General features: G+C 62.4%; 24 protein-coding genes. 15 read left to right on the forward strand and 9 right to left on the reverse strand.

The features are described 5' to 3' along the window. Positions 1-19: 19 nt before the first annotated feature. A complete protein-coding gene (locus J2W46_RS08120) occupies positions 20-1249 on the forward strand; it encodes a citrate synthase family protein (protein ID WP_310352726.1) in 1230 nt (409 codons plus the stop codon). 53 nt (positions 1250-1302) lie between these two features. Here the strand turns inward: J2W46_RS08120 and J2W46_RS08125 are convergent, their stop codons facing one another. Continuing rightward, a complete protein-coding gene (locus J2W46_RS08125) occupies positions 1303-1608 on the reverse strand; it encodes a DUF2917 domain-containing protein (RefSeq protein WP_088177051.1) in 306 nt (101 codons plus the stop codon). Between the two features lie 172 nt (positions 1609-1780). On the opposite strand from J2W46_RS08125, the gene J2W46_RS08130 reads away from it, so the two are divergent. The 3 genes from J2W46_RS08130 (at position 1781) to J2W46_RS08140 (ending at position 6617) form a co-directional block, all read left to right on the forward strand. Further along, positions 1781-3193 carry an aminotransferase-like domain-containing protein gene (locus tag J2W46_RS08130; RefSeq protein ID WP_288825326.1) on the forward strand — a complete coding sequence of 471 codons (1413 nt, stop codon included), beginning with the start codon at positions 1781-1783 and terminating at the stop codon, positions 3191-3193. 228 nt (positions 3194-3421) lie between these two features. Then, entirely contained in the window at positions 3422-4882 is a 1461-nt protein-coding gene (gene mdtD / locus J2W46_RS08135; RefSeq protein ID WP_310352729.1) for a multidrug transporter subunit MdtD, read from the forward strand. Positions 4883-5342: 460 nt separating this feature from the next. Then, complete coding sequence (locus J2W46_RS08140; RefSeq protein ID WP_310353092.1) at positions 5343-6617, forward strand: EAL domain-containing protein; 1275 nt, start codon at positions 5343-5345, stop codon at positions 6615-6617. On the opposite strand, the gene J2W46_RS08145 is transcribed toward J2W46_RS08140, so the two are convergent. Then, positions 6573-7760 (reverse strand): sigma-70 family RNA polymerase sigma factor, encoded by a 1188-nt coding sequence (locus tag J2W46_RS08145; protein ID WP_310352733.1) that lies wholly within the window; start codon positions 7758-7760, stop codon positions 6573-6575. The two genes, J2W46_RS08140 and J2W46_RS08145, sit on opposite strands and share 45 nt — an antisense overlap. 204 nt (positions 7761-7964) lie before the next feature. Between J2W46_RS08145 and clpP the strand changes: the two genes are divergently transcribed. Both clpP and J2W46_RS08155 read left to right on the forward strand, forming a co-directional pair. Further along, complete coding sequence (gene clpP, locus J2W46_RS08150) at positions 7965-8624, forward strand: ATP-dependent Clp endopeptidase proteolytic subunit ClpP (protein ID WP_087752897.1); 660 nt, start codon at positions 7965-7967, stop codon at positions 8622-8624. A 108-nt stretch (positions 8625-8732) separates the two neighbouring features. Then, positions 8733-10226, forward strand: coding sequence for an NYN domain-containing protein (locus J2W46_RS08155; RefSeq protein WP_310352735.1), 1494 nt, complete (start codon positions 8733-8735; stop codon positions 10224-10226). A gap of 67 nt (positions 10227-10293) precedes the next feature. Here the strand turns inward: J2W46_RS08155 and J2W46_RS08160 are convergent, their stop codons facing one another. The 3 genes from J2W46_RS08160 to xseA form a co-directional block, all read right to left on the reverse strand. Further along, on the reverse strand, positions 10294-10875 hold the full coding sequence (locus tag J2W46_RS08160; protein WP_310352738.1) for a glycine zipper family protein: 582 nt from the start codon (positions 10873-10875) through the stop codon (positions 10294-10296). A gap of 341 nt (positions 10876-11216) precedes the next feature. After that, on the reverse strand, positions 11217-11795 hold the full coding sequence (gene sodB, locus J2W46_RS08165; RefSeq protein ID WP_006050063.1) for a superoxide dismutase [Fe]: 579 nt from the start codon (positions 11793-11795) through the stop codon (positions 11217-11219). 218 nt (positions 11796-12013) lie between these two features. After that, a complete protein-coding gene (gene xseA / locus J2W46_RS08170; RefSeq protein WP_310352740.1) occupies positions 12014-13393 on the reverse strand; it encodes an exodeoxyribonuclease VII large subunit in 1380 nt (459 codons plus the stop codon). Between xseA and J2W46_RS08175 the strand changes: the two genes are divergently transcribed. The 6 genes from J2W46_RS08175 to J2W46_RS08200 all read left to right on the forward strand — a co-directional run bounded on the left by J2W46_RS08175 (position 13302) and on the right by J2W46_RS08200 (position 18036). Beyond that, the gene (locus tag J2W46_RS08175; RefSeq protein WP_310353109.1) at positions 13302-13574 is read left to right on the forward strand and encodes a hypothetical protein; all 273 of its coding nucleotides are present in this window, start codon (positions 13302-13304) and stop codon (positions 13572-13574) included. The two genes, xseA and J2W46_RS08175, sit on opposite strands and share 92 nt — an antisense overlap. Positions 13575-13967: 393 nt before the next feature. After that, complete coding sequence (gene lpxK / locus J2W46_RS08180) at positions 13968-14984, forward strand: tetraacyldisaccharide 4'-kinase (RefSeq protein ID WP_310352743.1); 1017 nt, start codon at positions 13968-13970, stop codon at positions 14982-14984. Further along, positions 14965-15168, forward strand: coding sequence for a Trm112 family protein (locus J2W46_RS08185; RefSeq protein WP_007180583.1), 204 nt, complete (start codon positions 14965-14967; stop codon positions 15166-15168). Before lpxK ends, J2W46_RS08185 begins: the two co-directional genes overlap by 20 nt. Positions 15169-15431: 263 nt before the next feature. Then, positions 15432-16232, forward strand: a complete 801-nt coding sequence (kdsB, locus tag J2W46_RS08190; RefSeq protein WP_087752902.1) for a 3-deoxy-manno-octulosonate cytidylyltransferase — start codon at positions 15432-15434, stop codon at positions 16230-16232. A 208-nt stretch (positions 16233-16440) separates the two neighbouring features. Then, entirely contained in the window at positions 16441-17106 is a 666-nt protein-coding gene (adk, locus tag J2W46_RS08195) for an adenylate kinase (protein ID WP_020069154.1), read from the forward strand. A gap of 171 nt (positions 17107-17277) precedes the next feature. Beyond that, positions 17278-18036, forward strand: a complete 759-nt coding sequence (locus J2W46_RS08200; RefSeq protein WP_087752903.1) for a 3-hydroxyacyl-CoA dehydrogenase — start codon at positions 17278-17280, stop codon at positions 18034-18036. A gap of 114 nt (positions 18037-18150) precedes the next feature. Here J2W46_RS08200 and J2W46_RS08205 read toward each other — a convergent pair whose 3' ends face one another. Together J2W46_RS08205 and murJ are read right to left on the reverse strand one after the other, a co-directional pair. Further along, entirely contained in the window at positions 18151-18993 is an 843-nt protein-coding gene (locus tag J2W46_RS08205) for a SirB1 family protein (protein ID WP_027778942.1), read from the reverse strand. A gap of 5 nt (positions 18994-18998) precedes the next feature. Continuing rightward, the gene (murJ, locus tag J2W46_RS08210) at positions 18999-20549 is read right to left on the reverse strand and encodes a murein biosynthesis integral membrane protein MurJ (RefSeq protein ID WP_310352748.1); all 1551 of its coding nucleotides are present in this window, start codon (positions 20547-20549) and stop codon (positions 18999-19001) included. 502 nt (positions 20550-21051) lie between these two features. Here murJ and rpsT point away from each other — a divergent pair. Next, positions 21052-21330, forward strand: a complete 279-nt coding sequence (rpsT, locus tag J2W46_RS08215) for a 30S ribosomal protein S20 (RefSeq protein WP_020069158.1) — start codon at positions 21052-21054, stop codon at positions 21328-21330. Positions 21331-21513: 183 nt separating this feature from the next. Here the strand turns inward: rpsT and J2W46_RS08220 are convergent, their stop codons facing one another. After that, complete coding sequence (locus tag J2W46_RS08220; protein WP_020069159.1) at positions 21514-21861, reverse strand: DUF3579 domain-containing protein; 348 nt, start codon at positions 21859-21861, stop codon at positions 21514-21516. A 446-nt stretch (positions 21862-22307) separates the two neighbouring features. Between J2W46_RS08220 and argF the strand changes: the two genes are divergently transcribed. Beyond that, positions 22308-23237: an ornithine carbamoyltransferase gene (gene argF / locus J2W46_RS08225; protein WP_020069160.1), complete on the forward strand. Its 930-nt coding sequence runs from the start codon at positions 22308-22310 to the stop codon at positions 23235-23237. 270 nt (positions 23238-23507) lie between these two features. Beyond that, positions 23508-24734: an argininosuccinate synthase gene (locus J2W46_RS08230; protein WP_027778938.1), complete on the forward strand. Its 1227-nt coding sequence runs from the start codon at positions 23508-23510 to the stop codon at positions 24732-24734. Between the two features lie 273 nt (positions 24735-25007). Here J2W46_RS08230 and murB read toward each other — a convergent pair whose 3' ends face one another. Beyond that, positions 25008-26063: a UDP-N-acetylmuramate dehydrogenase gene (gene murB, locus J2W46_RS08235; protein ID WP_310352754.1), complete on the reverse strand. Its 1056-nt coding sequence runs from the start codon at positions 26061-26063 to the stop codon at positions 25008-25010. Positions 26064-26165 lie beyond the last annotated feature (102 nt).

Consider the following 26165-nt stretch of genomic DNA (forward strand, 5'->3'; position numbering starts at 1 on the left):
ACTTTTGCCGCGCATTCCTATGCCTTTGCCCGACTCGTTGACCGCCCGCGAAGCCGCCGCCGAACTCGGCATCAGCCTCGCCACGCTATATGCGTATGTGAGCCGGGGCTTGCTGAGCTCATCGCCGGACGCACAAGGCAAGCATCGCCGCTACGACGCGCGCGAGGTGCGGCGGCTCGCGCGGCGCAAGGAAGACGGTAAACGCGCGGGCAAAGTCGCGCAGAAAGTGTTGGACTGGGGCGTGCCGGTGCTCGAATCGTCGATCACGCTGGTTGCACAAGGCCGCCTGCTGTATCGCGGGCATGATGCGACGGCACTCGCGCGCACCGAGTCGCTGGAAGACATCGCCGCGTTGTTGTGGGAGTGCAGCGCGGCGCGCATTGCGGATGCGCCGGCTGTGCCGATCGCCGCCGCTCAATGGGCGGCCTGGCTGAAGCTGTGGGGCGACAATACGCCGCTCGATCGCGCGCTGGTGCTGTTGCCTGCGGCGGCGGCGCAAATGCCGCGGGTGTGGGCGCTCGGTCGCGATGCGCAGCTGGACAGCGCCTGCGCCGTGATGCGGCTGCTGGCCGCCGCAATGATCTCGGCGCCGCCGTCGAATGCACCACTGCATCGGCAACTGGCATCGGCCTGGCAGGTGCGCAGCCGCCAGCAAGCGGGCCTGCTGCGCGCGGCGCTTGTCGCGTGTGCGGATCACGAACTGAACGCGTCGACGTTCACGGTCCGCTGCATCACGTCGACGGGCACTCATCTGTTCGGCGCGGTCGCGGGCGGTCTCGCCGCGCTCGCGGGCCCGCGTCACGGCGGAGAAACCGTGCGCATTGCCGCTCTATTGGACGAAGCCTCACGCGCCGCCGATCTCGATCGTTACCTGGCTACCCGTTTGTCGCGTCACGAGCAAGGCACGCAAGGGCCGGTGCTGTCGGGCTTCGGGCATCCGCTTTATCCGGAAGGCGACCCGCGCGCGCGGCTTCTGCTGGACTTGTTGCAAGACTGTGCGCCGGCCCGCTCGCCGCTCCCTCAGGTGCTGGCGCTCGCGCGAGCGGTGCGCGATACGACCGGCGCGGAGCCGACCGTCGACTTCGCGCTTGCGGCCATCGAGCGTGTGCTCGGCTTGCCGACGGGCGCCGCCTTCACGCTCTTTGCAGTGGGGCGAGTGGTCGGGTGGATTGCGCACGCAATGGAACAGGCGCGCGACGGCAGTCTGATCCGGCCGCGAGCACGTTATGTTGGCGAGCTCGAGGCTTGAGCAGGCAGCCGCCCGTCGCGCCGGTACTTCTGCCGGTACTTCTGCCGGTATTGTCAGGCAGCGCCGAGCCAGCGCGGCAGCCAGTTCGGTGTCGGCACGCCGAGCACCGGCTTGATGGTTCCGCGCTCCGATCCGCTTGCGAGCGCGAAGCGCGCACCATCACGCCCGGCGCTGATCCACGCCACGGCCCGGCGGGGCAACTCGATCGATTCACCCGTGGCAAGCCAGTAGTCTTCACTGTCGCCTTCGACCGTCAGCCAGATCTCACCCGAGATCACCTTGAAAGTAGACGGGCGCGCGACATGCCAGGCCGCGGCCGGCTCTTCATGTTCCAGTTCGAAAATCCGCACTTCACGCATTGCCGTTCTCCTTCAAAAGGGCTTCTCTGTTGTATCGATTATTGACGTGCGATGATCGAATACCCATGCACACTTCCGAACACTTTCGTCGGAACTGTGCAGTTGAAAAACCGAACAGTTGGCGCGCGACGGCTCTGTTGGCCCGCACAACGCGTTCGCGGAAGGAAACCGTATGCGACTCGAAATTCAGTTGGACAGAGACAATGGTGTGCCGCTGACCGAGCAGATCGTCGCGGGCGTGACCGCGTGGATCCGCTCGCGCGCCGCGCATCCCGGCTCGAAATTGCCGTCGATCCGCCAGTTCGCAGCCGACTATGGCGTGAGCCGCTTTCCGGTGATCGAGGCTTATGACCGGCTCGTGTCGCTCGGTTACGTCGACTCGCGCCACGGCTCGGGCTTCTACGTGGCCGACCGGCCGCCGGGCGGCTCGCAGTGCGACGGCACGTCGGACCCGCGCCGCGCCGAGGACGAGTCCGACCACCTGCTCCAGCAATTCAACCATCCCGGCGAAACGCTGAAGCTTGGCAGCGGCTTCATTCCCGAGCCGTGGCGGGACACCGACAACATCGCCCAGGCGATACGACACGTGTTGCGCACCGATCCGGCCAGCATGGTCGACTATGCGACGCCGCTCGGCAACTTGAGCTTGCGGGAGCACTTGCAGGCACGAATCGCGCAACTGGGTATCCGCGCGGACACTTCGCAGATTCTCATTACGAACGGCGCAAGCCAGGCGTTCGATCTGCTGATGCGCTACATGCTGAAGGCGGGCGACACGATCTTCGTCGAGGATCCCGGCTACTACAACCTGTATGGCCTGCTGAAGTTGCACGGCGTCCGGCTGATCGGCATTCCGCGTACGCGGAGCGGCCCGGACCTCGACGTCATGCAGGCGCAGTTGAAGCGGCATAGGCCGAAGCTATTCTTCATTAACACCGTGTTCCACAATCCGACCGGGACGACCGTTGCCCCGCCGGTGGCGTTCCGTCTGCTGCAACTCGCGCGCGAGCACAACTTCACGATTATCGAAGACGACATTTACGCCGACTTTCAGGCCGACATCACGGACCGCCTCGCGACGCTCGATCAATTGGAACACGTGATTTATATCGGCGGATTGTCGAAGACGCTGTCGTCGTCGTTGCGCATCGGCTGTGTCGTGGCGAGCCACGCAATCATCAAGGATCTCGTCGATATCAAGATGCTGACCAGCATCGGTGGGTCGCTCTTTGCAGAGACGGTGACGGCGTCCCTGCTCGAGCGCGGCGCATACCGCAAATATCTCGAGCGACTGCGACGTCGTATGCGCGATGCGCTGGGTTCGACGATACAAACGCTCGAAGATGCCGGCTGGGAGGTGTTCGAGAAACCGGTCGGAGGCAAATTTCTGTGGGCTCGCGTGCCGCATGTGGACAATGCGGAGCGGCTGGTGGAGTGCGGTGCGCCTTTGGGCGTGACCGTTGCGCCGGGCAGCTATTTCCGGCCGGGGATGGAGCAGAGTCCGTGGATCCGGATTCACGCCGCGTTCGGAAACGAGCCGAGGGCGCAAGCGTTTTTTCGGGCGGCGGCAGCGTTGCGGGGGTGAGGGGCGGTTGCGGGGTTGGGGTTGTTGGCTGAGGTTCGATGCGTGGCTGGCGTGGTTTTGTCGCGTCTGGCTCCGCGGCCTCGCTGCGTTGCATCTAACCGCGCCGCGCACATCAGCACGTCACGACCTGTCCTCCGTGCGTGGCTCGGGCCTTGACCTCCCTGCGTCGTCGGCTGCTTTTCCCTAGAATAGCGGGTCCCTGCCGTCCTTGCGCCTAGCCGCTACTTCATGTCCACGCCGCCAACTCCGCCCGCCTCGGCAACCGTCGCAGCCAGCGCCCCTTCCGCCCGCTCACTGACAGTGATGCTGTGGCTCGTCGCGACCGGCTTTTTCATGCAAACGCTCGATTCGACGATCGTCAACACCGCTCTCCCAGCGATGGCAACGAGCCTCGGCGAACTCCCGTTGCGCATGCAGTCGGTCGTCATCGCCTATTCACTGACGATGGCCGTGATGATCCCCGTGTCCGGCTGGCTCGCCGACAAACTCGGTACGCGACGCGTGTTCTTCAGCGCGATCCTGGTTTTCGCGGTCGGCTCGTTGCTGTGCGCGAACGCTCATACGCTGAACCAACTGGTGGTGTTCCGCATCGTGCAGGGCGTGGGCGGCGCGATGCTGCTGCCGGTCGGGCGGCTTGCCGTGCTGCGGACGTTTCCGGCCGAGCGCTATTTGCCGGCGCTGTCATTCGTTGCCATCCCCGGACTGATCGGTCCGTTGATTGGCCCGACGCTTGGCGGCTGGCTGGTGAAGATCGCATCCTGGCACTGGATCTTTCTGATCAACGTGCCCGTGGGCATCGCCGGATGCATCGCCACATTCATCTTCATGCCGGATAGCCGTAACGAACAGGTCGGCAAGTTCGACGTCAAAGGCTACCTTCTGCTCGTGGCCGGCATGGTGGCGATTTCGTCCGCGCTCGACGGACGCACCGAATTCGGCATTCAACACGCGACCGTGCTCGTGCTGCTGATCCTGAGCCTGGCGTGTTTTGTCGCCTATGGTTTGCACGCGGTGCGTGAGCCATCGCCTATTTTTCCGCTCGATCTGTTCAAGATCCACACTTTCAGCGTCGGACTGCTTGGCAATCTATTCGCGCGGATAGGCAGCGGCGCGATGCCGTATCTGATTCCGTTGCTATTGCAGGTGAGCCTTGGCTATAGCGCTTTTGAAGCCGGAATGATGATGCTGCCCGTCGCGGCTGCGGGCATGGCGTCCAAGCGCCTCGTGACGACGCTGATCGTTAGATACAGCTATCGCCGCGTATTGATGATCAACACAATTCTTGTCGGCTTGACGATGGCGAGCTTCTCGCTCACCAGCGCGGGCCAGCCGTTATGGTTGAGGCTTGTGCAACTGGCATTGTTCGGCGCAGTCAACTCGATGCAATTCACCGCGATGAACACCTTGACGCTGAAGGACCTCGGAACCGGCGGCGCAAGCAGCGGCAACAGCTTGTTCTCGCTTGTCCAGATGCTGTCGATGAGCCTCGGCGTGACGGTGGCCGGCGCCCTGCTCGCCACGTTCACGGGCCTCTTGCCACGCGTGACAGCCGCTAATTCGCTGCCCGCGTTCCACGCGACTTTCCTGTGCGTCGGCATTATCACCGCGGGTTCGGCGTGGATCTTCGCGCAGTTGTCGCCTGATATCCGGACGCCCGCGAAGAAGACGGACCCTTCTGAGCGCACGTGAGTTTTTTGGGTTGACTGGCGGGGGCTGGGGGTCGGTTGCGGCGTTGGTTGGGGCGTTGGTTGAGGCGTTCGTCGGGCGTTGGTTGAGGCGTTCGTCGGGGCGTTGGCTGTCGCTCGGGGGCGATAGTTGATGGCAGTCAGCGACGTTAGCTGTTGGTCGCCGACGGCAGTCGGAGCACCTGACACAACTCCACGCAGAGCGCCTGCCATGCTGTCTCAGCGGCAGCGTGGCTGCTAACGTAGGCTCTGCCGCAGGGCGCTCCCCGCACCAGCAATGTGCGAACTATCGCGTGAGCGCCCGGGTTGGCGCACAATGTTGCCGATCCCTCGTGGCAATCGCGCGCGCATGCAGCATCTCTGCACGCGCATGGATCTTGCTCTTCAATCCTGTAAACTTACGTATCGCGCATGCACACCCACATCGAGCATGCGATCGCGCCGCCCTTCACACGACTGACATGATGAGCATGATCGAACTCGATCCTCCCGGTTTCCAGCCTCCCCGCCCGATGGCCGGTGACGAAGGCTCCCGGCGCACCGTTCTATACGGCGGCTACACCGTCTTCAGCGTGTTCCAGCCGGTTTTCTCGGTATCGCACCGGCGTGCAATCGGTTATCACGCGTCGCTGCGCGCGCACGACGAGCAAGCGGTGCAAGTACCCTCGCACGAGGTCTTCACCCAGGCCGCGCGCCGCGGCGACCTGCTGGAGCTGGGTCGGCTGGCCGAATCACTTCACCTTGGCAACTTCAACGCGTTCGACAGTCACGATGAATGGCTCTTCCTAAGCCTTCACCCGGCCGCACTGATGGACACCAGTTATGGCGACGCACTTCTGGCCGGCCTCAAGGCGTTGGGTTTGCCGCCACAACGCGTAGTCCTGGAAGTGTCCGAACAGGCGGGCGGCGAAACAACCCGTTTTGCCGAGATCATCGACGCACTCCGCAAGTCAGGCTTCCTGATAGCGCTCGATGGCTTCGGCGCCAAGCATTCGAACATTGACCGCGTCTGGAACCTGCGCCCCGACATTGTCACGCTCGATCGCTGCATTCTCGCGCAAGCCAGCGAGCATTCGCACATTGAACGCGTGCTGCCCGGCCTCGTCTCGCTGTTGCATGAGTCCGGCCAATTGGTGTTGATGGGTGGCCTCACTACTGAACGCGATGCCTTGATCGCTCTCGAATGCAACGTCGACTTCGTGCAGGGCGCCTTCTTTGCAGGTCCGAGCGTAGATGCGGTCAAGCCGCAAACCGCCGCAGGTTTGATGGACTCGCTTTCGGCAGCGTTGCGTGAGCGGGTTGCAGCGCGTGAGCGCGCGCAGGCGACGCGCCTCGCGCCGTACGTGACTGCGCTCCAAACAGCAGCCGCAGAGCTTGTAGCAGGGCGACCTGCCGCCGAGGCGACTGCCCCGCTACTGAAACTCGGCGAGACAGCACGCTGCTTCATTCTGGACGGCTCAGGACGGCAGATCGGCGACAACGTGCTGCCTCCAGGGCGCGCTTCGCAACGCGCCAAACGCTTCCGCCCACTGTTGCATTCGGAGGGCGCGAGCTGGGAGCGGCGGCCGTATTTCATCCAGGCAATGCGTGTGCCGGGTCAGGTGCATCTAACACCTCCCTATCTTTCGATCAACGAAGCGCACTTGTGTGTGACTGCCTCAATCGCCGCGCATACGCCGAAGGGCACACAAGTGCTATGCGTAGACATCAACTGGGAAGTCGCGGCCCATCGCAACTGACTGCGCCGGGTTGCGCGTGATTCGCGCCAGCAACTCAGTGACCGCTGCGCGGCCTAAAACGCGGTTGGCGGCCTGAAGTCGCGACGCGCTCGTTACCGCGTGCAACGAAACGATCTTCTGAGCGCTGTTGGTCGCGTTGCAGACCGGGCCCTGTCCCCGACTGCGCCTTTCGGCGCTTGTGAGGCTGTTGTACGGGTCTTCTGTAGAGACGTCGATCAGCGCGACGACATCGCCTTCGATAAGGAAAGCGATGGACGGCACTCCGCCCACCGACACCAGTTCGACATGGCTCGCCTGCCCCGCCAGCGACGTCACCTTCTCGATCCAATCGCCGAATGTAGAGCCGAATGTAGATTCGTGCTCGCAGCCAGGTGCTTGGGCACTCGCCTGTGCCGGTATTCCCGGCGAGTTTGTTACAGCGTCCGCACCTCGACGTGTAACTGAAGGCGCGACTGAAGGCGTAACCAAAGGCGCGGGCGAACTCGCCACGACATTCAGCGCCCCGAACTCCGGCTCGTCGCTGACGACTACCGGCCTGTCGCTAAACAGGTCGAGCAAGCTTGCCCGGTCTTGCGCCTCCAGCGCGCTGCGCAAACGCTCGACGATCCGCGCGTGCGCCTGCGCGTCGGGCCTTTGCAGCGGCGCGCCCGCACGCTGCAAACGAACTCTTGCCCGGTGGACAATCTGCCTGCAACTTGCAGGCGTACGCTCCAGGATCTTGCCGATCTCGGCATAGTCACAATCGAACGCTTCGTGCAGCACGAACGCCGCGCGCTCGTCGGGTTTGAGACGCTCAAGCAACAGCATCACGCCATACGACATTTCCGCGGCACGCAAGGCGAGTTCTTCAGCGGATGGTGCGACTTCGTCGAGCCAAGGCTCCGGCAACCAGCCGGTGGTCTGCGATTCCCGCTCGCGCTGCACATTTCGCAGACGGTCGATCGCCGTGCGTGTGGTCAGTGTAGTCAGCCACGCTGCCGGCGTTTGCACTTCACGCGTGTCGGCAAGATGCCACTTCAGCCAGACGTCCTGCACGATGTCTTCTGCCTCCGCGCGACTGCCCAGCATGCGGTACGCCAACGCGATAAGACGGGCGCGCACCGCACCGAAGCTGGATGCCTTGTCGATTTCGTGTTCTGTCATGCGTTGACCTCCAGATCGTGCGTGATGAAAAGCGCGTGCGCTGATATGCAGGATGCTCCGGCGCGGCTCACCGCAAAAAGGGCATCCATTGCAGCTTGACGCTCGGGCGATACGTTGCGTGACAGGCGCGCCAAAAAATATTTATGTCACGCCACCGGCAGCGGGATCGTCATAGGGACAGCAGCCCACTTCAGCGAGGCAAAAATGCATTCCAGTTACGCATCCGTCACAGATCTCGGGCTCGTCCCAACCGTCATAGAGCAGTCCGGTCGCGGTGAGCGCGCCTACGACATCTATTCTCGTTTGTTGCGCGAGCGCATCGTGTTTCTCGTGGGGCCCGTGAACGAGCAGTCGGCCAGTCTTATCGTGGCGCAACTGCTATTTCTCGAATCCGAGAACCCCGACAAGGATATTTCGTTTTACATCAATTCGCCGGGCGGCTCGGTTTACGACGGTCTCGCCATTTACGACACCATGCAGTTCATCAAGCCGGAAGTGTCGACGCTATGCACCGGCTTTGCTGCAAGCATGGGCACGTTCCTGCTGTGCGCCGGCCAACGCGGCAAACGGTACGCATTGCCTAACGCCCGCATCATGATCCACCAGCCCTCGGGCGGTAGCCAAGGCACGGCGGCAGATATAGACATTCAGGCTAAGGAAGTGCTCTATCTGCGCGAACGCCTGAACGCGATGATGGCCGAACGGACGGGGCGAAGCATCGAGGAAATCGCGCGTGACACAGACCGCGACAATTTCATGTCAGCCCTCGCGGCAAAAACCTATGGCCTGGTGGACGAGGTATTGGAAACACGGGCGGCACTAAGCCCGTTTCCTGCGGCGCCAGACAGACGTCACGATCTGTAGGTCGGCGCGTTGAACTGCGTTGTTTGGACAAAAGCTGATCAGCTTCGCTGGAATCGCTATCATGGTCGCGATTCGTCGACATCGACGAGCGCTTCAATGGAGATTTACATGGCGTCATCCAATGAAACCGTCAGCATGGCGCTCTTCTGCGACTTCGAAAATGTCGCGCTGGGCGTGCGCGACGCGAAGTACGACAAGTTCGATATCAAGCTGGTGCTCGAACGTCTGCTGCTCAAGGGCAGCATCGTCGTGAAGAAAGCGTATTGCGACTGGGATCGCTATAAGAGTTTCAAAGGCGCAATGCACGAGGCCAACTTCGAATTGATCGAAATTCCGCACGTGCGCCAATCGGGCAAGAACTCCGCGGATATCCGGCTGGTCGTCGACGCGCTCGACCTCTGCTACACCAAATCGCACGTCAATACGTTTGTGATTATCAGCGGCGACTCGGACTTTTCACCGCTTGTGTCAAAACTGCGCGAAAACGCGAAACAGGTGATTGGCGTCGGCGTGCAGCAATCCACGTCAGACCTGCTAATCGCAAACTGCGACGAGTTCTTTTTTTACGACGACCTCGTCCGGGAAAGTCAACGGACGGTTGCAAAGCGGGAGTCGTCGCGACCGCAGAAGGCGGCTCAGCCGACCGGCAAGCCATCGCAGGAAGAAGATAAAAGCCGCAGCAAGGAAGACCTCGAAAAGCGTCGCACTAAAGCCGTCGAGATTGCAGTGCAAACGTTCGACGCGCTCGCTTCCGAGCGCGGCGACAGCGGAAAAATCTGGGCGTCAGTGTTGAAAAACGCCATCAAGCGTCGCAAGCCTGATTTCAACGAGACCTACTATGGCTTTCGCGCGTTCGGCAATCTGCTGGAGGAGGCGCACGCGCGCGGACTGCTGGAATTCGGCCGCGACGAGAAGTCAGGCGCCTATGTGTACCGGAGCACGGTCTCGAACGTGCTCGGAGAGAGTGCGGGCGAGCAGGCGACCGAACATGCGAGCGAACGTGCCGATACCGCGCAGATGGGTGAACAGCTTGTCGAGCCTCAGGCGGCTGAAACGGTGACAGCCGAGACAGGCGGTAAGCATGATCAGCGTCGTCGTGGCCGTGGCAACCGGAAAGGAGGAGCGAGTCAGCAAGTCACGCGCGAACCCGCACCGGAAAGCCCATACGAATCCGCCGGAGCCGCTGATCGACAAGACGACTACGGCGCAGCCAGTCAAAGCGATCCGGACGCCGACTTGAGGCAGGCACCCGCGCAGGCACATGCGGATTTTTCGTCTGAGTTGCCTCAGGCACCCGCCGCGCCACCGGGCAACGTGACGACTACAGAAGCTGACGCAGTCGCGAATACCGAGGCGGAGCAGGCAGACGACACGCAGACTCAACGTCGTCGGCCGCGCGAGCCCCGCAAACCAGCCGCAAAGAAAGCGAGAAAGACTGCAGCACAAAAATCGGACAGCGCCGCGCAAACTGCGCCGCCAGTTGCGGAAACGTCAGCCGTCGCGGAGGAAACGCCAGCGCCGAAGAAGAGAGCCGCGCGAAAAACGGCGTCGTCACGCAACCGTCGGCCGCGCAAGACGGCGGGGAGCGGCGACGCGGAATAGGTCGCGCCATTCGTCCATGTGCGCATGTGCCGGACGCGGCTCATGCGCGCGTATGCATGACCTACAGTCAGTAGTACGGATAAGGCGAGTACATGACCGGCGGCGGCCCGTAATAACGCGGCGGCGGAGCGACGTAGACAGGCTGCGGCGCATACACGGGCTGCGGCGCGTAGACCGGCACTTGAGGCTGCGAGATGGTGTTGCCTTTTGACGTCATGCACTGCGCGTAGGCTGCGTCATACCGTGCCTGGAGGCTGTTCGCCGAGTACTGCGCGCCATTCGCGCCGGCAGCACCGCCGATCAGCAAACCGCTGCCCGCGCCGATGGCCGCGCCCGCGCCGGGGTTGCCCGCCGCCGCACCCAACAGTGCGCCGACTGCCGCGCCGCCGAACGTGCCGATCGCTGCGCTGTTAACACTGCTCGTGGTCGCGCTCTGCGAGGCGCCGGCTACATCGGACGAATGGAACGCGTAGTCACGGCATGTGTAATCGTCTTGCTGGAACTGACTGAGCGGCTCGCCACTACGCGGCAGAGCCACCACCGAGGGACCGCTCGGCGGCACGACGGCGCAACCGCCCAGCAGCACAAGCGCGAGTGCAACGGCCCCGAGAGGCAGCGCGGCGCGCACCGGTTTTAGACTTGAAATCATGATGGCGCGAGTAACAGGGAATTGGGAGAACACACGTTAGACCAATCGGCGCACGCGATGTTTACCGAACAGTTACCGTATGTTTTGCGCCGACACACAAAGCCGCGCAAGTGGCCCAAGCAGCGCCCCTTTTATACTCGCGCGGTTACGAACGGTGACAAAGTTGCTGTAAGCACGCGAGCCGTATATCTCAGCCTGCGATAAAAACAAAAGCCCTCACATGGAGGGCTTTTATTTGTGCTTACGCTTAAGGCTCGAATCGCAACCAGCTTAGAGCCTGAGCACACCGACACCGCCGTTCATTAACTGATCCGCGGGATGGTGCTACGCTCACTGTCGACTCACGCGAAATTCTTCGACGCGAATTCCCAGTTGACGATGTTCCAGTAAGCTTCAACGAACTTCGGACGTGCGTTGCGGTAGTCGATGTAGTACGCGTGTTCCCACACGTCGATCGTAATCAGCGCCTTAGCGTCCGTGGTCAGCGGCGTAGCTGCGTTGCTTGTCGACACCAGGTCGAGCGAACCGTCTGCCTTCTTCACGAGCCATGCCCAGCCCGAGCCGAACGTGCCGATAGCGGTCTTCGCGAACTCTTCCTTGAATTTGTCGAACGAACCCCACTTGGCGTTGATCGCGTCGGCCAGCGCGCCGGTCGGAGCGCCGCCACCTTGCGGCGACAGGCTGTTCCAGAAGAACGTGTGATTCCACACTTGAGCCGCGTTATTGAACACGCCGCCCGACGACTTCTTCACGATTTCTTCGAGCGACAGGTTCTCGAACTCCGTGCCCTTGATCAGATTGTTCAGGTTGGTCACATAGGTCTGGTGGTGCTTGCCATAGTGAAACTCGAGCGTCTCTTCCGACATGTGCGGAGCGAGTGCGTTTTTCGCGAACGGCAGCGGCGGGAGCGTATGTTCCATGGTGCTTTCCTTCAGTCTGTATCTGTTGTGGGGAGTCTGCGGATAACGCTTCAGAGCACTCGATTGTAGGCGACTTGGAATAACCCCGCAAACGAACGGACTTTATGTCCGGCATCGGCGAATTGCCTGCAAAACCGCGTAATTACTGCTCGCGTTACACCCGAATTCGCTGCCAGGCACAGTCAAAAGTACGCACGCGGCAAGGTGTCAGCGCAATGTCAGAAACCGTCCGCAAGACGCGGTTGCACATCGGCGAGCGCAACATCAGCGGTGCCTTCTGCGAGATGCACGGTGAGGCGGCGGCCAGGCTTTAACGACGACGGCGCTCGCAACGCACGACCGGTTTGCGCATCGAGCACCGCGGCATAGCCGCGTTCGAGCGTGCGCTGCGGACTCAGCACTTCGAGCCGTGCGGCCAGTGTCGAGATGCGCGCGACCTGACGCTCATGTTGGCGTAACAGCGCGGCATCGAGCCGCTGCGTGAGATTGTCGAGTTTCGCCTGATGCGCGGCGAGGTCGGGACGCCAGCGCTGCCAACGCATGTGCAGCAACGAAAAACGCGCTCGAGCGTCGCGCACTGGTCGCGCGCCCGCCGACGAAAGCCGCGCGCTCAACTGCTGCAGGTGCATGCGTTGCCGCGCAAGACGCTCGGCTGGCGACACGAGCCGGCGCGCAAGCCAGTCGAGTTGCTGGGCGCGCCGCTCCATCATCCGGCCAAAGCCGCGAGCGAGCGCGGCGTGCCGATGATCGAGTTCGCGCAACAACAGCACGCGTTGGGGGCTGACGAGTTCGGCGGCGCCCGTGGGTGTCGGCGCGCGCATATCGGCGGCGAAATCGGCAATCGTAAAATCGGTCTCGTGACCGACGCCACTGACCACCGGCACCGCGCTTTCTGCAATCGCGCGAGCCAGCACTTCTTCGTTGAAGGCCCACAGATCTTCTATCGATCCGCCGCCACGGCATACGATCAACACGTCCACTTCGCGCCGCGCGCTGGCCGCATCGACCATCGCCGCCAGCTTTGCGCTCGCGCCCACGCCTTGCACCGGCGCCGGATAGACGATCACCGGAATATGCGGCGCGCGACGTAACAGCGTTGTAAGGACATCGCGCAGCGCCGCCGCCTGCAACGAGGTGACAATGCCGATTGCACGTGGATGCGAAGGCAACGCGCGCTTGCGCTCTGCGGCGAAAAGTCCTTCGGCCTCCAGCTGCGCCTTGAGCCGCAGAAACGCCTCGTAAAGACGCCCCTGCCCGGTCCGCCGCACCGCTTCCACATTGAGCTGCAACTCGCCGCGCGGCTCGTACATCGTGACAAGGGCCCGCACTTCGATACGGTCGCCCTCCTTTGGCATGAACTCCGCGTACTGCGCACGGCCGCGGAACATCACGCAACGCATTTGCGCCTGCGCGTCCTTGATTGAAAAGTACCAGTGACCGCTCGCGGCACGCGTGAAATTCGACACTTCTCCCGCGACCCACACGAGCGGAAACGAGCGTTCGAGCATGGTGCCGATCGCTCGGTTCAAAGCGGAAACTGGAACGACGACTTCGCCGCCGGGCAGCGTCGGCGAATTAAAAGAACTATCGGAATTCATGCAAGGAAACCTGTTGGGACTGGCCGGACAGACGATAGACCGAGCAGCCATCGGCGTCCAGCGGGCCGCGCAAATTGTCAAAAGTGTCCACATGTCGGGACTTTCCAGGACGATGCCGCCAAAGAGGCCGCAGCACTACGGAAATCCGAACCATCTTGTTGATTTATATGAATTTTACTGATGGGCAATGAGAATGATTGCCGATGCGAAGCGCTTGCAACGGCCCTCGCGGCCCGATGGCGGGGCAGTTCTCCACAAAGTTATCCACAGGCCGCAAATAACCGGCTAAACGAAATGGGGGCGTAGGATCCAGTGCCCGCGACTTGCGGGCCGGGACGCGTGCGCGCTAGAGTGGCGGGTTGCACAGCACAGTACACCCGAGCGGCGCGCAGGCGCGATGTCGACCCGCCTGCGCCCTTTCGCGCTCGACCTGTGCTCAACTCGTGCTCCACACTTCGACCGTCCGGAGAATCGCGTTCATGCCTGTCCCGCGCATTGCCCCTGGCGCTTCCACGCCGCTGCTGCACCTCAACCGACCCGCGAGCGGCGCGCCGCTCGCTCGCCCGCTTTGCCGATGAGCGGAGTTTTCGATCGCCTGGAAACGCGGATTGCCCGCGAGTGGCAGCACCGCGGGCCGCTCGCATGGTCGCTGACGCCTCTTGCCTGCATGTTCGGCGCAATCGCCGCGATGCGCCGCGCCGCATTCTCGCTCGGCTGGCTCAAGTCGGTGCGCGTCTGCGTGCCTGTGGTGGTGGTCGGCAACGTGACCGTCGGCGGCACCGGCAAGACGCCGACAGTGATCGCGCTAGTCGAAGCGTTGCGCGGCGTCGGCTTCAACCCTGGTGTCGTGTCGCGCGGTTACGGCGCACGCGTGAAAGCTCCGACGCCGGTGACGCCTGCATCGGCAGCAAGTGTCGGCGGCGACGAGCCACTGCTGATCTCGCGCCGCACCGGCGCGCCGGTATGGGTGTGCCCGGATCGCGTGGCAGCTGCGCAGGCACTGTGCGCGGCGCATCGGGACGTCGACGTGATTGTCAGCGACGACGGCCTCCAGCACTACCGGCTGGCACGCGACGCCGAACTGGTCGTATTCGATCACCGACTCGGCGGCAACGGTTTTCTGCTGCCGGCAGGACCGCTGCGCGAGCCGCTCTCGCGTCGTCGCGACGCCACGCTGATCAACGACCCGTACGCGAAAACGCTGCCTGCGTGGCCCAACACCTTCTCGCTGCAACTCGCACCGGCCGACGCGTGGCATCTCGAGAATCCCGCGCTGCGCCGGCCCCTCGCGCAGTTCAGCGGCGAGCGGGTGCTGGCCGCCGCGGGCATCGGTGCGCCAGAACGTTTCTTCGCTACGCTGCGCGCCGCGGGCCTTGCGCCTGAAACTCGCGCGCTGCCGGATCACTACGCTTTCGAGCGCAATCCTTTCACCGACGCTGAAGCCGATGCCATCCTGATAACCGAAAAGGATGCGGTAAAATTAGGGTCCTGGCGCGACGCGCGCATCTGGGTCGTTCCCGTGGAAGCCGCGCTCGATCATCGCCTCATTGCATTAGTTGTGGAGAAAGTCCGTGGACGCTCGCCTGCTTGAAATTCTCGTCTGCCCGATCTGCAAGGGCCCGCTCAGCTACGACCGTGCCGCGCAGGAACTGATCTGCAACGCCGACAAGCTCGCGTATCCGATCCGCGACGGCATCCCCGTGATGCTGGTCGACGAGGCGCGTCAAACTGTCGAAGGCACGCCGGTCGACCTGAATCCGGGTTCGGTCGCCTAACGCGGGTCAGGCTAGCGAAGGGCATATCACGCAGACCGCGTTTTTGGTCAATGCAAGGCAGCAGGTAGCGCAAACCGCGCCGTGAGCGCGAATGCACGGCGGGCTGGTTTCTGTGCCCGTTGCATTGTCGATCTGCCGCCGGCGATGTCGACTCCGCGTATCGGCCTTGTCTTGGGCTTTATCTCCTTCGCAAGCCGCGTTTGCTGGCTCACTCCCACCGCGTCCCTGCTCCCGTCCTCTCTACCCTTGCGCGCATCTCTCCGATGAATCACACCAACCCCGCCACGCCCCCGTTCATCGCCGTTGTGCCCGCGCGTCTGGCGTCGAGCCGATTACCCAACAAGCCGCTCGCCGATATCGGCGGTAAGCCGATGGTGGTGCGGGTCGCCGAACGCGCACGCGAGTCGGGCGCGCAGCAGGTGTTGATCGCGTCGGACGCGCAGTCGGTGCTCGATGCGGCCAGCGAGCATGGGTTCGATTCCGTGTTGACGCGCGCCGACCATCCGTCGGGCACGGACCGCCTTGCCGAGGTCGCGTCGCAATTTGGCTGGAGCGACGAGACGATCGTCGTCAATGTGCAAGGCGACGAACCGCTGATCGATCCGGCGCTCGTGTGCGGCGTCGCGTCGCACCTCGCGGCAAGAAACGACTGCGCGATCGCTACTGCCGCGCATCCGATCGTCGACGCGGCGGAGATTTTCAATCCAAACGTGGTCAAGGTCGTGCTCGATGCGCGCGGCGTGGCACTGTACTTCTCGCGCGCGCCGATTCCCTGGGCGCGCGACGCTTATCAGCCGCACTGGCCCGACGTCGCGTCGATGCCCGTGCCGCCCGCGCCCGCGGTGGTTCATCGGCACATCGGGCTGTATGCGTATCGCGCCAAGTTCCTGCGCACGTATCCCGATCTCGCCATCTCGCCTATCGAACAGGTCGAAGCGCTCGAGCAATTGCGCGCGATGTGGCATGGCGAGCGTATCGCGGTCCTGATCACGCCCGAGGTGCCGCTTCCGGGCGTGGACACGCCCGCGGATCTGGCGCGCGTGCGGGCTTTATTCGGGTCTTGAGCGCAAAAACCCATGGCATAATCGGACGCTTGTGCGCGCCTCCCGTTTTATTCGCGAGAGCCTGGGTTTGCCCGGTCGCGCCGTGTGTGTTTCTTGCAGCGCCGTCTTCGACGTGCAGCGCGGGACCAGACGGTAGCCGACGCGGGTCCCTCGCCCTCATGGGATGCCTGCAGCGCCCCAAAGAATTCACATAGATCTGGAGATACACATGCGTTTGATCCTTTTGGGTGCGCCCGGCGCGGGTAAAGGCACTCAGGCAAACTTCATCAAGGAAAAATTCGGCATTCCGCAAATTTCCACCGGTGATATGCTGCGCGCGGCCGTCAAAGCTGGCACACCACTTGGCCTGGAAGCAAAGCGCTTTATGGACGCAGGTGAACTGGTCACAGACGAATTGATCATCAACCTGGTGAAAGAGCGTCTGCAACAACCGGACTGCGCCAACGGCTATCTGTTCGACGGCTTTCCGCGCACCATTCCGCAAGCTGAGGCGATGAAGCAGGCAGGCGTCGCAATCGACTACGTGCTGGAAATCGACGTGCCGTTCGACGAGATCATCGTACGTATGAGCGGCCGCCGCTCGCACGCGGCGTCGGGCCGCACATATCACGTCAAGTTCAACCCGCCGAAGGTCGAAGGAATCGACGACGTCACCGGCGAGCCGCTGATCCAGCGCGAGGACGACAAGGAAGAAACGGTCAAGAAGCGTCTGCAAGTGTATGAAGCGCAGACCAAGCCGTTGATCGACTATTACAACGGTTGGGCGAAGAACGGCGACGCAAGCACGCCGCTGCGGGCACCGCAATACCGTCGCATTTCGGGCCTCGGCACGGTCGAGGAAATCCGCGACCGCGTGTTTGACGCGCTAAAGTAATCGGCCTCCTAGCATTCGCTGACACAGAAAACCCGCCCCTTTCGGCGGGTTTTTTATTGCGTTTCCGCACGGACGTTTTTATTTGATCTCCGCCCATTGCGTTGTGGGATTATCAATAATTGAAAGCCGATCCAATCTGACTTACCTACCATATCGAGCAAAGGAGGAAACATGGAGATTCGCGACAACGTATTCCTGATCACCGGCGGTGCATCGGGTCTCGGGGCCGCCACCGCGCGCCTTCTCGCGGAGAACGGCGGCAAGGTCGTGCTGGCCGACCTCAATCAGGATGCCGGCGAGGCCCTTGCCAAAGAACTCGGCGGCATTTTCGTCAAATGCGACGTGAGCCGCGAAGACGACGCGACGCAAGCGGTTGCCGCTGCAACGAAGCTGGGCACGCTGCGCGGCCTCGTGAATTGCGCGGGCGTTGCGCCCGCCGTCAAAACAGTCGGCAAAGACGGCCCGCATCCGCTCGACTCGTTCACGCGCACGATCTCGATCAACCTGATCGGCACGTTCAACATGATCCGGCTCGCGGCTACGGCCATGTCGAAGAACGAGCCGAACGCCAACGGCGAACGCGGCGTGATCATCAATACGGCCTCGGTCGCCGCATACGACGGTCAGATCGGTCAGGCGGCTTACGCGGCGTCGAAGGGCGGCGTGGTCGGCATGACCCTGCCTATCGCGCGCGACCTGTCGCGCAATGCGATCCGCGTCATGACAATCGCGCCGGGCATCTTCGAAACGCCGATGCTGCTCGGCATGCCGCAAGAGGTGCAGGACGCGCTCGGCGCAATGGTGCCGTTCCCGCCGCGCCTCGGAAAGCCGGCGGAATACGCAATGCTTGCCAAGCAGATTTTCGATAATCCGATGCTCAATGGCGAAGTGATCCGTCTTGACGGCGCCATTCGCATGCAGCCGAAGTAACAACCGTGCGCGCCGCGAATTCCGGCGGCGACAACGAAAAACGCCTGCACATGACGCATGTGCAGGCGTTTTATTTTGAAGCGCTCGCGAGCGCCGTTCGCTATTTCCTACCTGCTAGTCGCGATCGTTATGCTGCGTGCGCTGACGCAGTTCCTGCAACTGCGACTCGACGACCGTGGCGTCTTCGGCATCCGGGCGCTCGCCCAGATAGCGTTCGAGGTCTTCGAGCGCCGGGCGCAGATAGTCGAGACGCGCGTACGCGAATCCGCGGTCGCGAATCTCTTCGATACTCTCGGGCAGCAATATGGCGAGGCGCTGCTGGACGGCAAGCAGCCGCTGCCAGCGCTCCGTCTGCAGATACGTGGACTTCAGATTTCGCAACATACGCGCGATGATTTCGCGTCGTGTGGCCGGCTGGAGCAGCATGCGCAGCGCTCTGCTCACCGATTCTCCAGCCGAAGCGACATACGGCTCCAGCATGTCGACCATTTCCGACTCTGACAGCGAATGTCCGCTAGTCGGATCGAGCATCACGTCGCCGTCAGGTGTCGTTACGCGTAGCAGGAAGTGTCCGGGAAACGACACGCCGCGCGCCGGGATGCCAACCTGCTCCGCCATCTCCAGATACAGGACGGCCAGCGAAATCGGAATGCCGCGGCGACGCTTGAGCACAGCGTTCAGGTGGCTGTTGTCCGGGTCGTAATAGTCGTTCAGATTGCTCGCGAATCCGAGCTCGCGGAAGAAAAACCGGTTGAGCACGCCGACCTTTTGACGGATGTCGGCGTCCTCCGGCATGCGGCGCTGCAGGCGCACCACGAGTTCGTCGATCTCGGCCAGCGTGCCTTGCAAGTCGAGGTCGGGGTAAGCATCTTGCGCGAGCGAGAGCGCCGCCTCGGTCAGCGGCAAGCTTTCGTCTTCGGCGACGAGCGTGCTGAAATAGTCGAGAACCCGCGTCATCGTAATCACTTCACTCGCCTTTTGAAATACGCGTATTTGAAGCCCATCAGCCAAAGCATACCGAAATATAGCGCGGCGAACAGCACGAGGCAGGCGCCCAGTAGCGCGATACGGTCGATCGGCCGGTCATGCATGCCGATCCAGTCGAAGCTCTGAGCGAGCCAATGCATCAGGCCGGCCAGCACGAGGCACGCACCGAGCAACTGCACGAAAAACTTGAGCCAGCCGCTCGACGGCGTATAGATACCGCGCTTACGCAATCCGAGAAACAGCAACAGCGCGTTGCCGCAAGCCCCGAGCCCGACACTCAGCGTGAGGCCTGCATGAGCGAAGATCGGCACGAACACATAGTTGCTCAACTGCGTGAGGACCAGCACGCCGATGCCGATTTTCACCGGCGTTTTGATGTCCTGCTTCGCGTAAAAGCCCGGCGCGAGAATCTTGATCAGAATCAGGCCGATCAGGCCGACGCCGTAGGCGGCGAGCGCACGCCCCACCATGACGACCGAGTTGCCGTCGAACTTGCCATAGTGGAACAGCGTGGCCGTCAACGGCTCAGCGAAGAAGAAGAGCGCGACTGCGCTTGGCGCGGCCAGCAGGAACGTGACGCGCAAGCCCCAGTCGAGCAGCGACGAATATTCGTGAGGGTCGGCGTCGACATGCGCCTTCGAGAGACTCGGCAGCAGGATCGTCCCAAGCGCCACCCCGAGCAACGCCGTGGGGAACTCCATCAGCCGGTCGGCGTAGTTGATCCACGAAACGGCGCCCGGCCCGATGCGCGACGCGATATTCGTGTTGATGATGAGGCTGATCTGCGCGACGGACACAGCGAACATCGCCGGCACCATCTTCGAAAGCACGCGCTTCACGCCGCGATGCGCGAGCGCGCGAACCGGATTGAGGCCGATGCGCGGCACCATGTCGATCTTCTTCAGACCGGGCAACTGCACGAGGAACTGCAACAGACCGCCCACGATCACGGCCCACGCGAGCGCATAGACCGGCGTGTGCATTCGCGGCGCAAAGAACACCGCGGCGACGATGAACGCGACGTTGAGCAAAACCGGCGCGAACGCGGGCAGCGAAAAGTTCTTGTACGTGTTCAGAACGCTCGACGCGAGAGACGTGAGCGAAATGAAGATGATGTACGGGAACATGATGCGGGTCATCGTTACGGCGAGCGCGTAGGCCTGGCCTTCGTGGGCGAGACCCGAGGCAACCACGAATACGACGCCCGACGCGCCCAGGACGCCGATCAGCGACAGCACGGCGAGCGCCCAGGCGAGCACCGTCGAAGTGGCGTCGACGAGCGCCTTGGTGGCGTCGTGCCCCTGCTGATTCTTGAACTCGGCGAGGATCGGCACGAAGGCCTGCGAGAACGCGCCTTCGGCGGAAATGCGGCGCAGCAGATTCGGAATTCGGAAGGCGACGTAGAACGCGTCAGTGTATTGACTGGCGCCGAACGCGCGGGCGATCAGCGTTTCGCGGGCCAGTCCGGTCACGCGCGACAACAGCGTGAAGCCGCTGACCGTCAGCAGGGCTCGGAATAGATTCATGGGGCGCTTATTATAAGGGTGCCGCAGATGCGGACGACGAGCCGGAAGCGATTCGGACCGATTTACCCGGCAGACGTTCGCGGCGCGGCGGCGAATTGCGTCGTTTTTTGTTGCGTCGCGCACGGGCGGTTGCAAATGACGTACGTCCGCGGACAGCGTTGGGGCCTCGGGTCACGAAATCCTGCCGACCAAGGCGCGGCACGCAGGCAGCGCATTCCCGTTGCCACGTCCATGATTTTGTTGCTATAATCGCCGGTTTCGAAGCTCGCTCAGTTCGCGGACGGCTTCCGGATAGGGCTGAGGCTGGCACCAGGTTATCTGCTACCAGTCTGCAATACGCCGGAACATGGCGCCGCAAACATCGGCCCGCCTTCGCGTAGTTCGACCGTTTTTCGACACTTTTGCGCTCTTGGGCAATCGCTTCCAAGAGTTCGGATCTAAAAGCAGCGCCTCACCACTTGAAGGTCAGGTACTGGAAACAGGAACAGGATAAGGAACCGTCATGGCTAACTCCGCACAAGCACGCAAGCGCGCCCGCCAGGCCGCCAAGGCAAACTCGCACAACTCGGCACTGCGCTCGAAGTTCCGCACGGCTATCAAGGCAGTGCGCAAGGCGATCGACGCCGGCGACAAGGCCAAGGCCGCTGAAATCTTCCAGGCATCGTCGAAGACCATCGACATCATCGCCGACAAGAAAATCGTTCACAAAAACAAGGCAGCTCGCCATAAGAGCCGCCTCGCCGCAGCCATCAAGGGTCTGCAGGCGTCCGCAGCACAGTAATTCCGGTCAGCCCGCTTCGGCGGGCTACCTCCTGTTTCCGCTGCGCATGAAAGCCCGCTTTGGCGGGCTTTTTTGTTGGCTGCGCGAGACTAGAGAAGGGCTCGCGGCTCTGCCCCAACGCCGACACAAAAAAACCCGCGAGCAGCGGGTTTTTTGCATTCTGAAAAGCCAGCGCAGCGCGCCTCAAATGAAGTGTCGCTTGGTTTGCGGCGGCGGAGCATGCTCGAGTTCGAGTTCGCACGCTTCGGTCACCACGAGGTCGTTGTCTTTCGCGAAGTTCATGACGAAGTCGAACGCCATGGGCTCGATGTCCCGCAAGCGCGAATCGAGAATCACGCACTTGAGGTCGCCAATCATGGTTGGCCGGACGTACACCGAGTACTGCATGTAGGCGTGCGGACCTTTCCGCGCGCCCGGCCCGAAAGATGACATCACACCCGCGAGCCGCTCCGACCAGTCGCTCGGCCGGAATTTCTTTCCCGTCGACGTGATGCCCTGAATGAAATATTCGGTTGGAGCTGCTTCGGCCATGTAGGAATACCTGTGTGACTGCCCAGCGGACGACGGCGACAGCAAGCGAAAACGGATTTTGAAACCCTGAGCCTCGCGTGTGAGCCGCTCCAGAGCGCCGCGCCGGCGGAGACCGTGAGGCGGGTTGAGCCGCTGTGACGCACGTGGAGACTGCGCACCGCGAACTGCCCTTCCGAACCGCGCGAGCCATACGAGCCGTGCCCCCGCCGAAGCGAAGCACCGGCCTGCTGGGCCTTGGAATAACCCGCAGATTATAGCGCAGCAGGCCTTTTTCCGCACTGCACACAAGCTCGGTCCGACAGCACACCGAACCTTTCAAAGCGCTTTTCCGGCCTTTTCGCCGACTCGTCAAACGAGGCGAAATCCTTTATGCTGCATTGAGTTACCACATAACGACGGCGGCGCCGTCCGGCAATCCTGCCGGGTGAGACCGCCGTATTTGTTTCATGACCGCCAAGAAAATTCGCCACTATCTGCAGTTCAAGGATTTCTCGCTAGACGACTACGAGTACGTGCTGGAACGCGCGCGAATTCTGAAGCGCAAGTTCAAGAACTACGAGACTTACCATCCGCTGCACGACCGCACGCTGGCGATGATCTTCGAAAAGAATTCGACTCGCACACGCCTCTCGTTCGAAGCCGGTATTTTCCAGTTGGGCGGCCATGCCGTCTTCATGAGCACGCGCGACACGCAATTGGGTCGCGGCGAACCGATCGAAGACGCAGCGCAAGTGATCTCGCGCATGGTCGATATCATCATGATCCGCACGTTCGGTCAGGACATTATTCAGCGCTTTGCCGAAAATTCGCGCGTGCCGGTGATCAACGGTCTCACAAACGAATATCACCCGTGTCAGGTGCTGGCCGACATTTTCACGTACTTCGAGCATCGCGGTCCGATTCGCGGAAAAACGGTTGCGTGGGTCGGGGACGCCAATAACATGCTGTACACATGGATTGAAGCCGCGCAGATTCTCGGCTTCAAGCTGCGCCTGTCTACGCCGCCGGGCTACAAGCTCGACCGCGCGTTGGTCGCAGCGGAGAGCGCGCCGTTCTTCCAGGAGTTCGACGATCCGAACGAAGCTTGTGCAGGTGCCGATCTGGTCACTACCGACGTGTGGACCAGCATGGGCTTCGAAGCGGAAAACGAAGCGCGCAAGAAGGCCTTTGCCGATTGGTGCGTCGACGCGGAGATGATGTCGCGCGCCAATGCGGACGCCCTCTTCATGCACTGCCTGCCAGCCCACCGCGGCGAAGAGGTGAGCGCGGAAGTGATCGACGGCCCGCAAAGCGTCGTGTGGGACGAGGCCGAAAACCGTCTCCACGTGCAGAAGGCGTTGATGGAATATCTGCTGCTGGGCAAGCTCAATCACTGAGCCGACCGCTTTGCAGCCACTGCGTGAGGCGCGGCCGGGCGTCGACTGAGCGGCAAGGCATCGGCGCCGGGGCCTCGCACAGCACCCAATGCGCCGCTGCACTTCCAGTCGACAATCAGGCCGCAAGTGAGCGCGCAAATGCGCCGCCACTCTGTCGCAGAAGCCGCAAAATGCGGCCACGCAGCCGTTTAGTGTCAAAATAGTTGTTTTCCGCGCTCCGGGACCGCCGGCGCGCCTTGTTTTCCCGCTTTTTCCAGCTACGAGTTCACCATGAGCGATATCAAGAAAGTCGTGCTCGCCTATTCGGGCGGCCTCGACACCTCCGTCATCCTGAAGTGGTTGCAGGACAACTACGACGCCGAAGTCGTCACGTTCACGGCCGACATCGGCCAGGGCGAAGAGCTGGAACCGGCGCGCAAGAAGGCACTGCAACTCGGCATCAAGCAGGAAAACATCTTCATTGAAGACCTGCGCGAAGAATTCGTGCGCGACTTCGTGTTCCCGATGTTCCGCGCGAACACGATTTACGAAGGCGAGTACCTGCTGGGCACGTCGATCGCGCGTCCGCTGATTGCCAAGCGTCAGATCGAAATCGCGCGCGCCACCGGCGCGGAGGCGGTATCGCATGGCGCAACCGGAAAGGGCAACGACCAGGTTCGGTTCGAACTCGGCTACTACGCGCTCGAGCCGGGCATCAAGGTGATCGCGCCGTGGCGTGAATGGGATCTGTTGTCACGCGAAAAGCTGCTCGCCTATGCGGAAAAAGCTGGCATTCCGATCGAAATGAAGCACAAGCAAGGCGGCGCGCCGTACTCGATGGACGCGAACCTGTTGCACATCTCGTTCGAAGGCCGTCATCTGGAAGACCCGAAAGCGGAAGCCGAAGCCGACATGTGGCGTTGGACCGTGTCGCCCGAACAGGCGCCGGATCAGGCCGAATACGTCGATATCGAATACGAGCACGGCGACCCGGTCGCGCTGAACGGCAAGCGCCTCTCGGCAGCGGAAATGCTCACCGAGTTAAACCGTCTCGGCGGCAAGCACGGCATCGGCCGTCTCGACCTGGTGGAAAACCGCTATGTCGGCATGAAGTCGCGCGGCTGCTATGAAACGCCGGGCGGCACGATCATGTTGAAGGCGCACCGCGGCATCGAGTCGATTACGCTCGACCGTGAAGTCGCGCACCTGAAAGACGACCTGATGGCCCGCTACGCGTCGCTGATTTATAACGGCTACTGGTGGAGCCCGGAGCGTCGCGCGATACAGGTGCTGATCGACCACACGCAGGAGAAAGTCAACGGCTGGGTGCGCGTGAAGCTGTACAAGGGCAGCGTGTCGGTGGTCGCTCGCGATTCGAAGGAAACGCTGTTCGACAAGACCATTGCAACGTTCGACGACGACGGCGGCGCCTACAACCAGGCCGACGCTGGCGGCTTCATCAAGCTGAACGCTTTGCGTATGCGCATCGCGGAGAACGCCCGCCGTCAGCGCGGCTAAGCCAGAAGCTTCGGCGAGGGCCACTTCGCGCCGTGTGAAGTTCAGCGCCGAGACATGCACTCGGCGCGGCGCACGGTAGCGGACGGCGACGACCTGAGCCGCGATCGACGCATGATGTGCTGAAAGCGCGGCTGACGCCGCAACGCAGGCATACAAAAAGGCGCCGGGGCCAAAAAGCCCCGGCGCCTTTATTTTTTCCTTACCGTCAGACAGTCAGCGGCTTGTCAGACCGGCTCACGCCGGCCACTTAAGCCAGCGACGCGCCGCCCGTAATCACACGCAAACGGGCTCGGCTTCCAGTTCGACGCCAAATCTCGCCTGCACATCGCGTTGAATTGCTCGTGCAAGCGCCAGCACATCCGCCCCGCTCGCACCGCCACGATTGACCAGCACGAGCGCCTGGCGCTCATGAACGCCGGCGGCGCCCAGCGCACGGCCCTTCCACCCGCAACGGTCGATCATCCACCCTGCCGCAAGTTTCACGCGCCCGTCGGGCTGCGCGTACGAAATCACGTCCGGCTCGCTGCTTTTCAGCGCCTCGAACTGCGCGGCGTCAATCACCGGATTCTTGAAGAAGCTCCCTGCGTTACCCAGTTCAAGCGGATCGGGCAATTTGGCGCGCCGCACCGCGACGACGGCGTCGAAGATCGCCTTTGCGTCGGGCTGCTCGCCATTGGCGGCATAGCCGTTCGCGGTGAGTTCACGCGCCAGGTCTGCATAACCCGCGCGCGGTTGCCACGCCTTCGGCAAGCGGAAAACGACCGACGTGATGACGAAACGATCGCGCCCTTCGCGCTTGAAAAAGCTGTCGCGGTAGCCGAACGCGCAGGCCTGCGCATCGAACTCGACCGTCTTACCCGACGCAAGCTCGACGGCCCGCAGCGACGCGAAGCGCTCGCACATCTCGAGGCCGTACGCGCCGATGTTCTGGATCGGCGCCGCGCCCACCGTCCCGGGAATCAGCGCAAGATTTTCGAGACCGGGTAGCCCTTGAGCGAGAGTCCATGCAACGAAGTCGTGCCACGGTTCGCCGGCCGCCGCTTCGACATACACGGCGTCGGCGTCTTCGCGCACGATCCGGCGCCCGCGCAAGGCCACAAGCAGCACCAGTCCAGCGAAGTCGTCTGTCAGCACGACATTGCTGCCGCCGCCGAGCACGAGACGCGGTAAGCCGGCCGCGCGCGGGTCGCGCACCGCGGCGAGCAATTGCGCTTCGCGCTCGATGCGGCAAGCCCACTGCGAGCGGACATCGAAGCCGAAAGTGTTGTGGGCCTTGAGCGGATAGCCGGCAACGAACTCGGCGGAATCGGCGGAATCGGTGTGAGACATTGGATGAGAACTATCGGGCGACGAGCCGAAAACGGCTTCGGGCTGCGGCCGCGCGGCGGCCTTAGGCAAATGGGGGCGGCGTCGGTAAAATGACATCGGTCC

This window comes from Paraburkholderia strydomiana, from assembly GCF_031456815.1.
Taxonomy (GTDB): domain Bacteria; phylum Pseudomonadota; class Gammaproteobacteria; order Burkholderiales; family Burkholderiaceae; genus Paraburkholderia; species Paraburkholderia caledonica.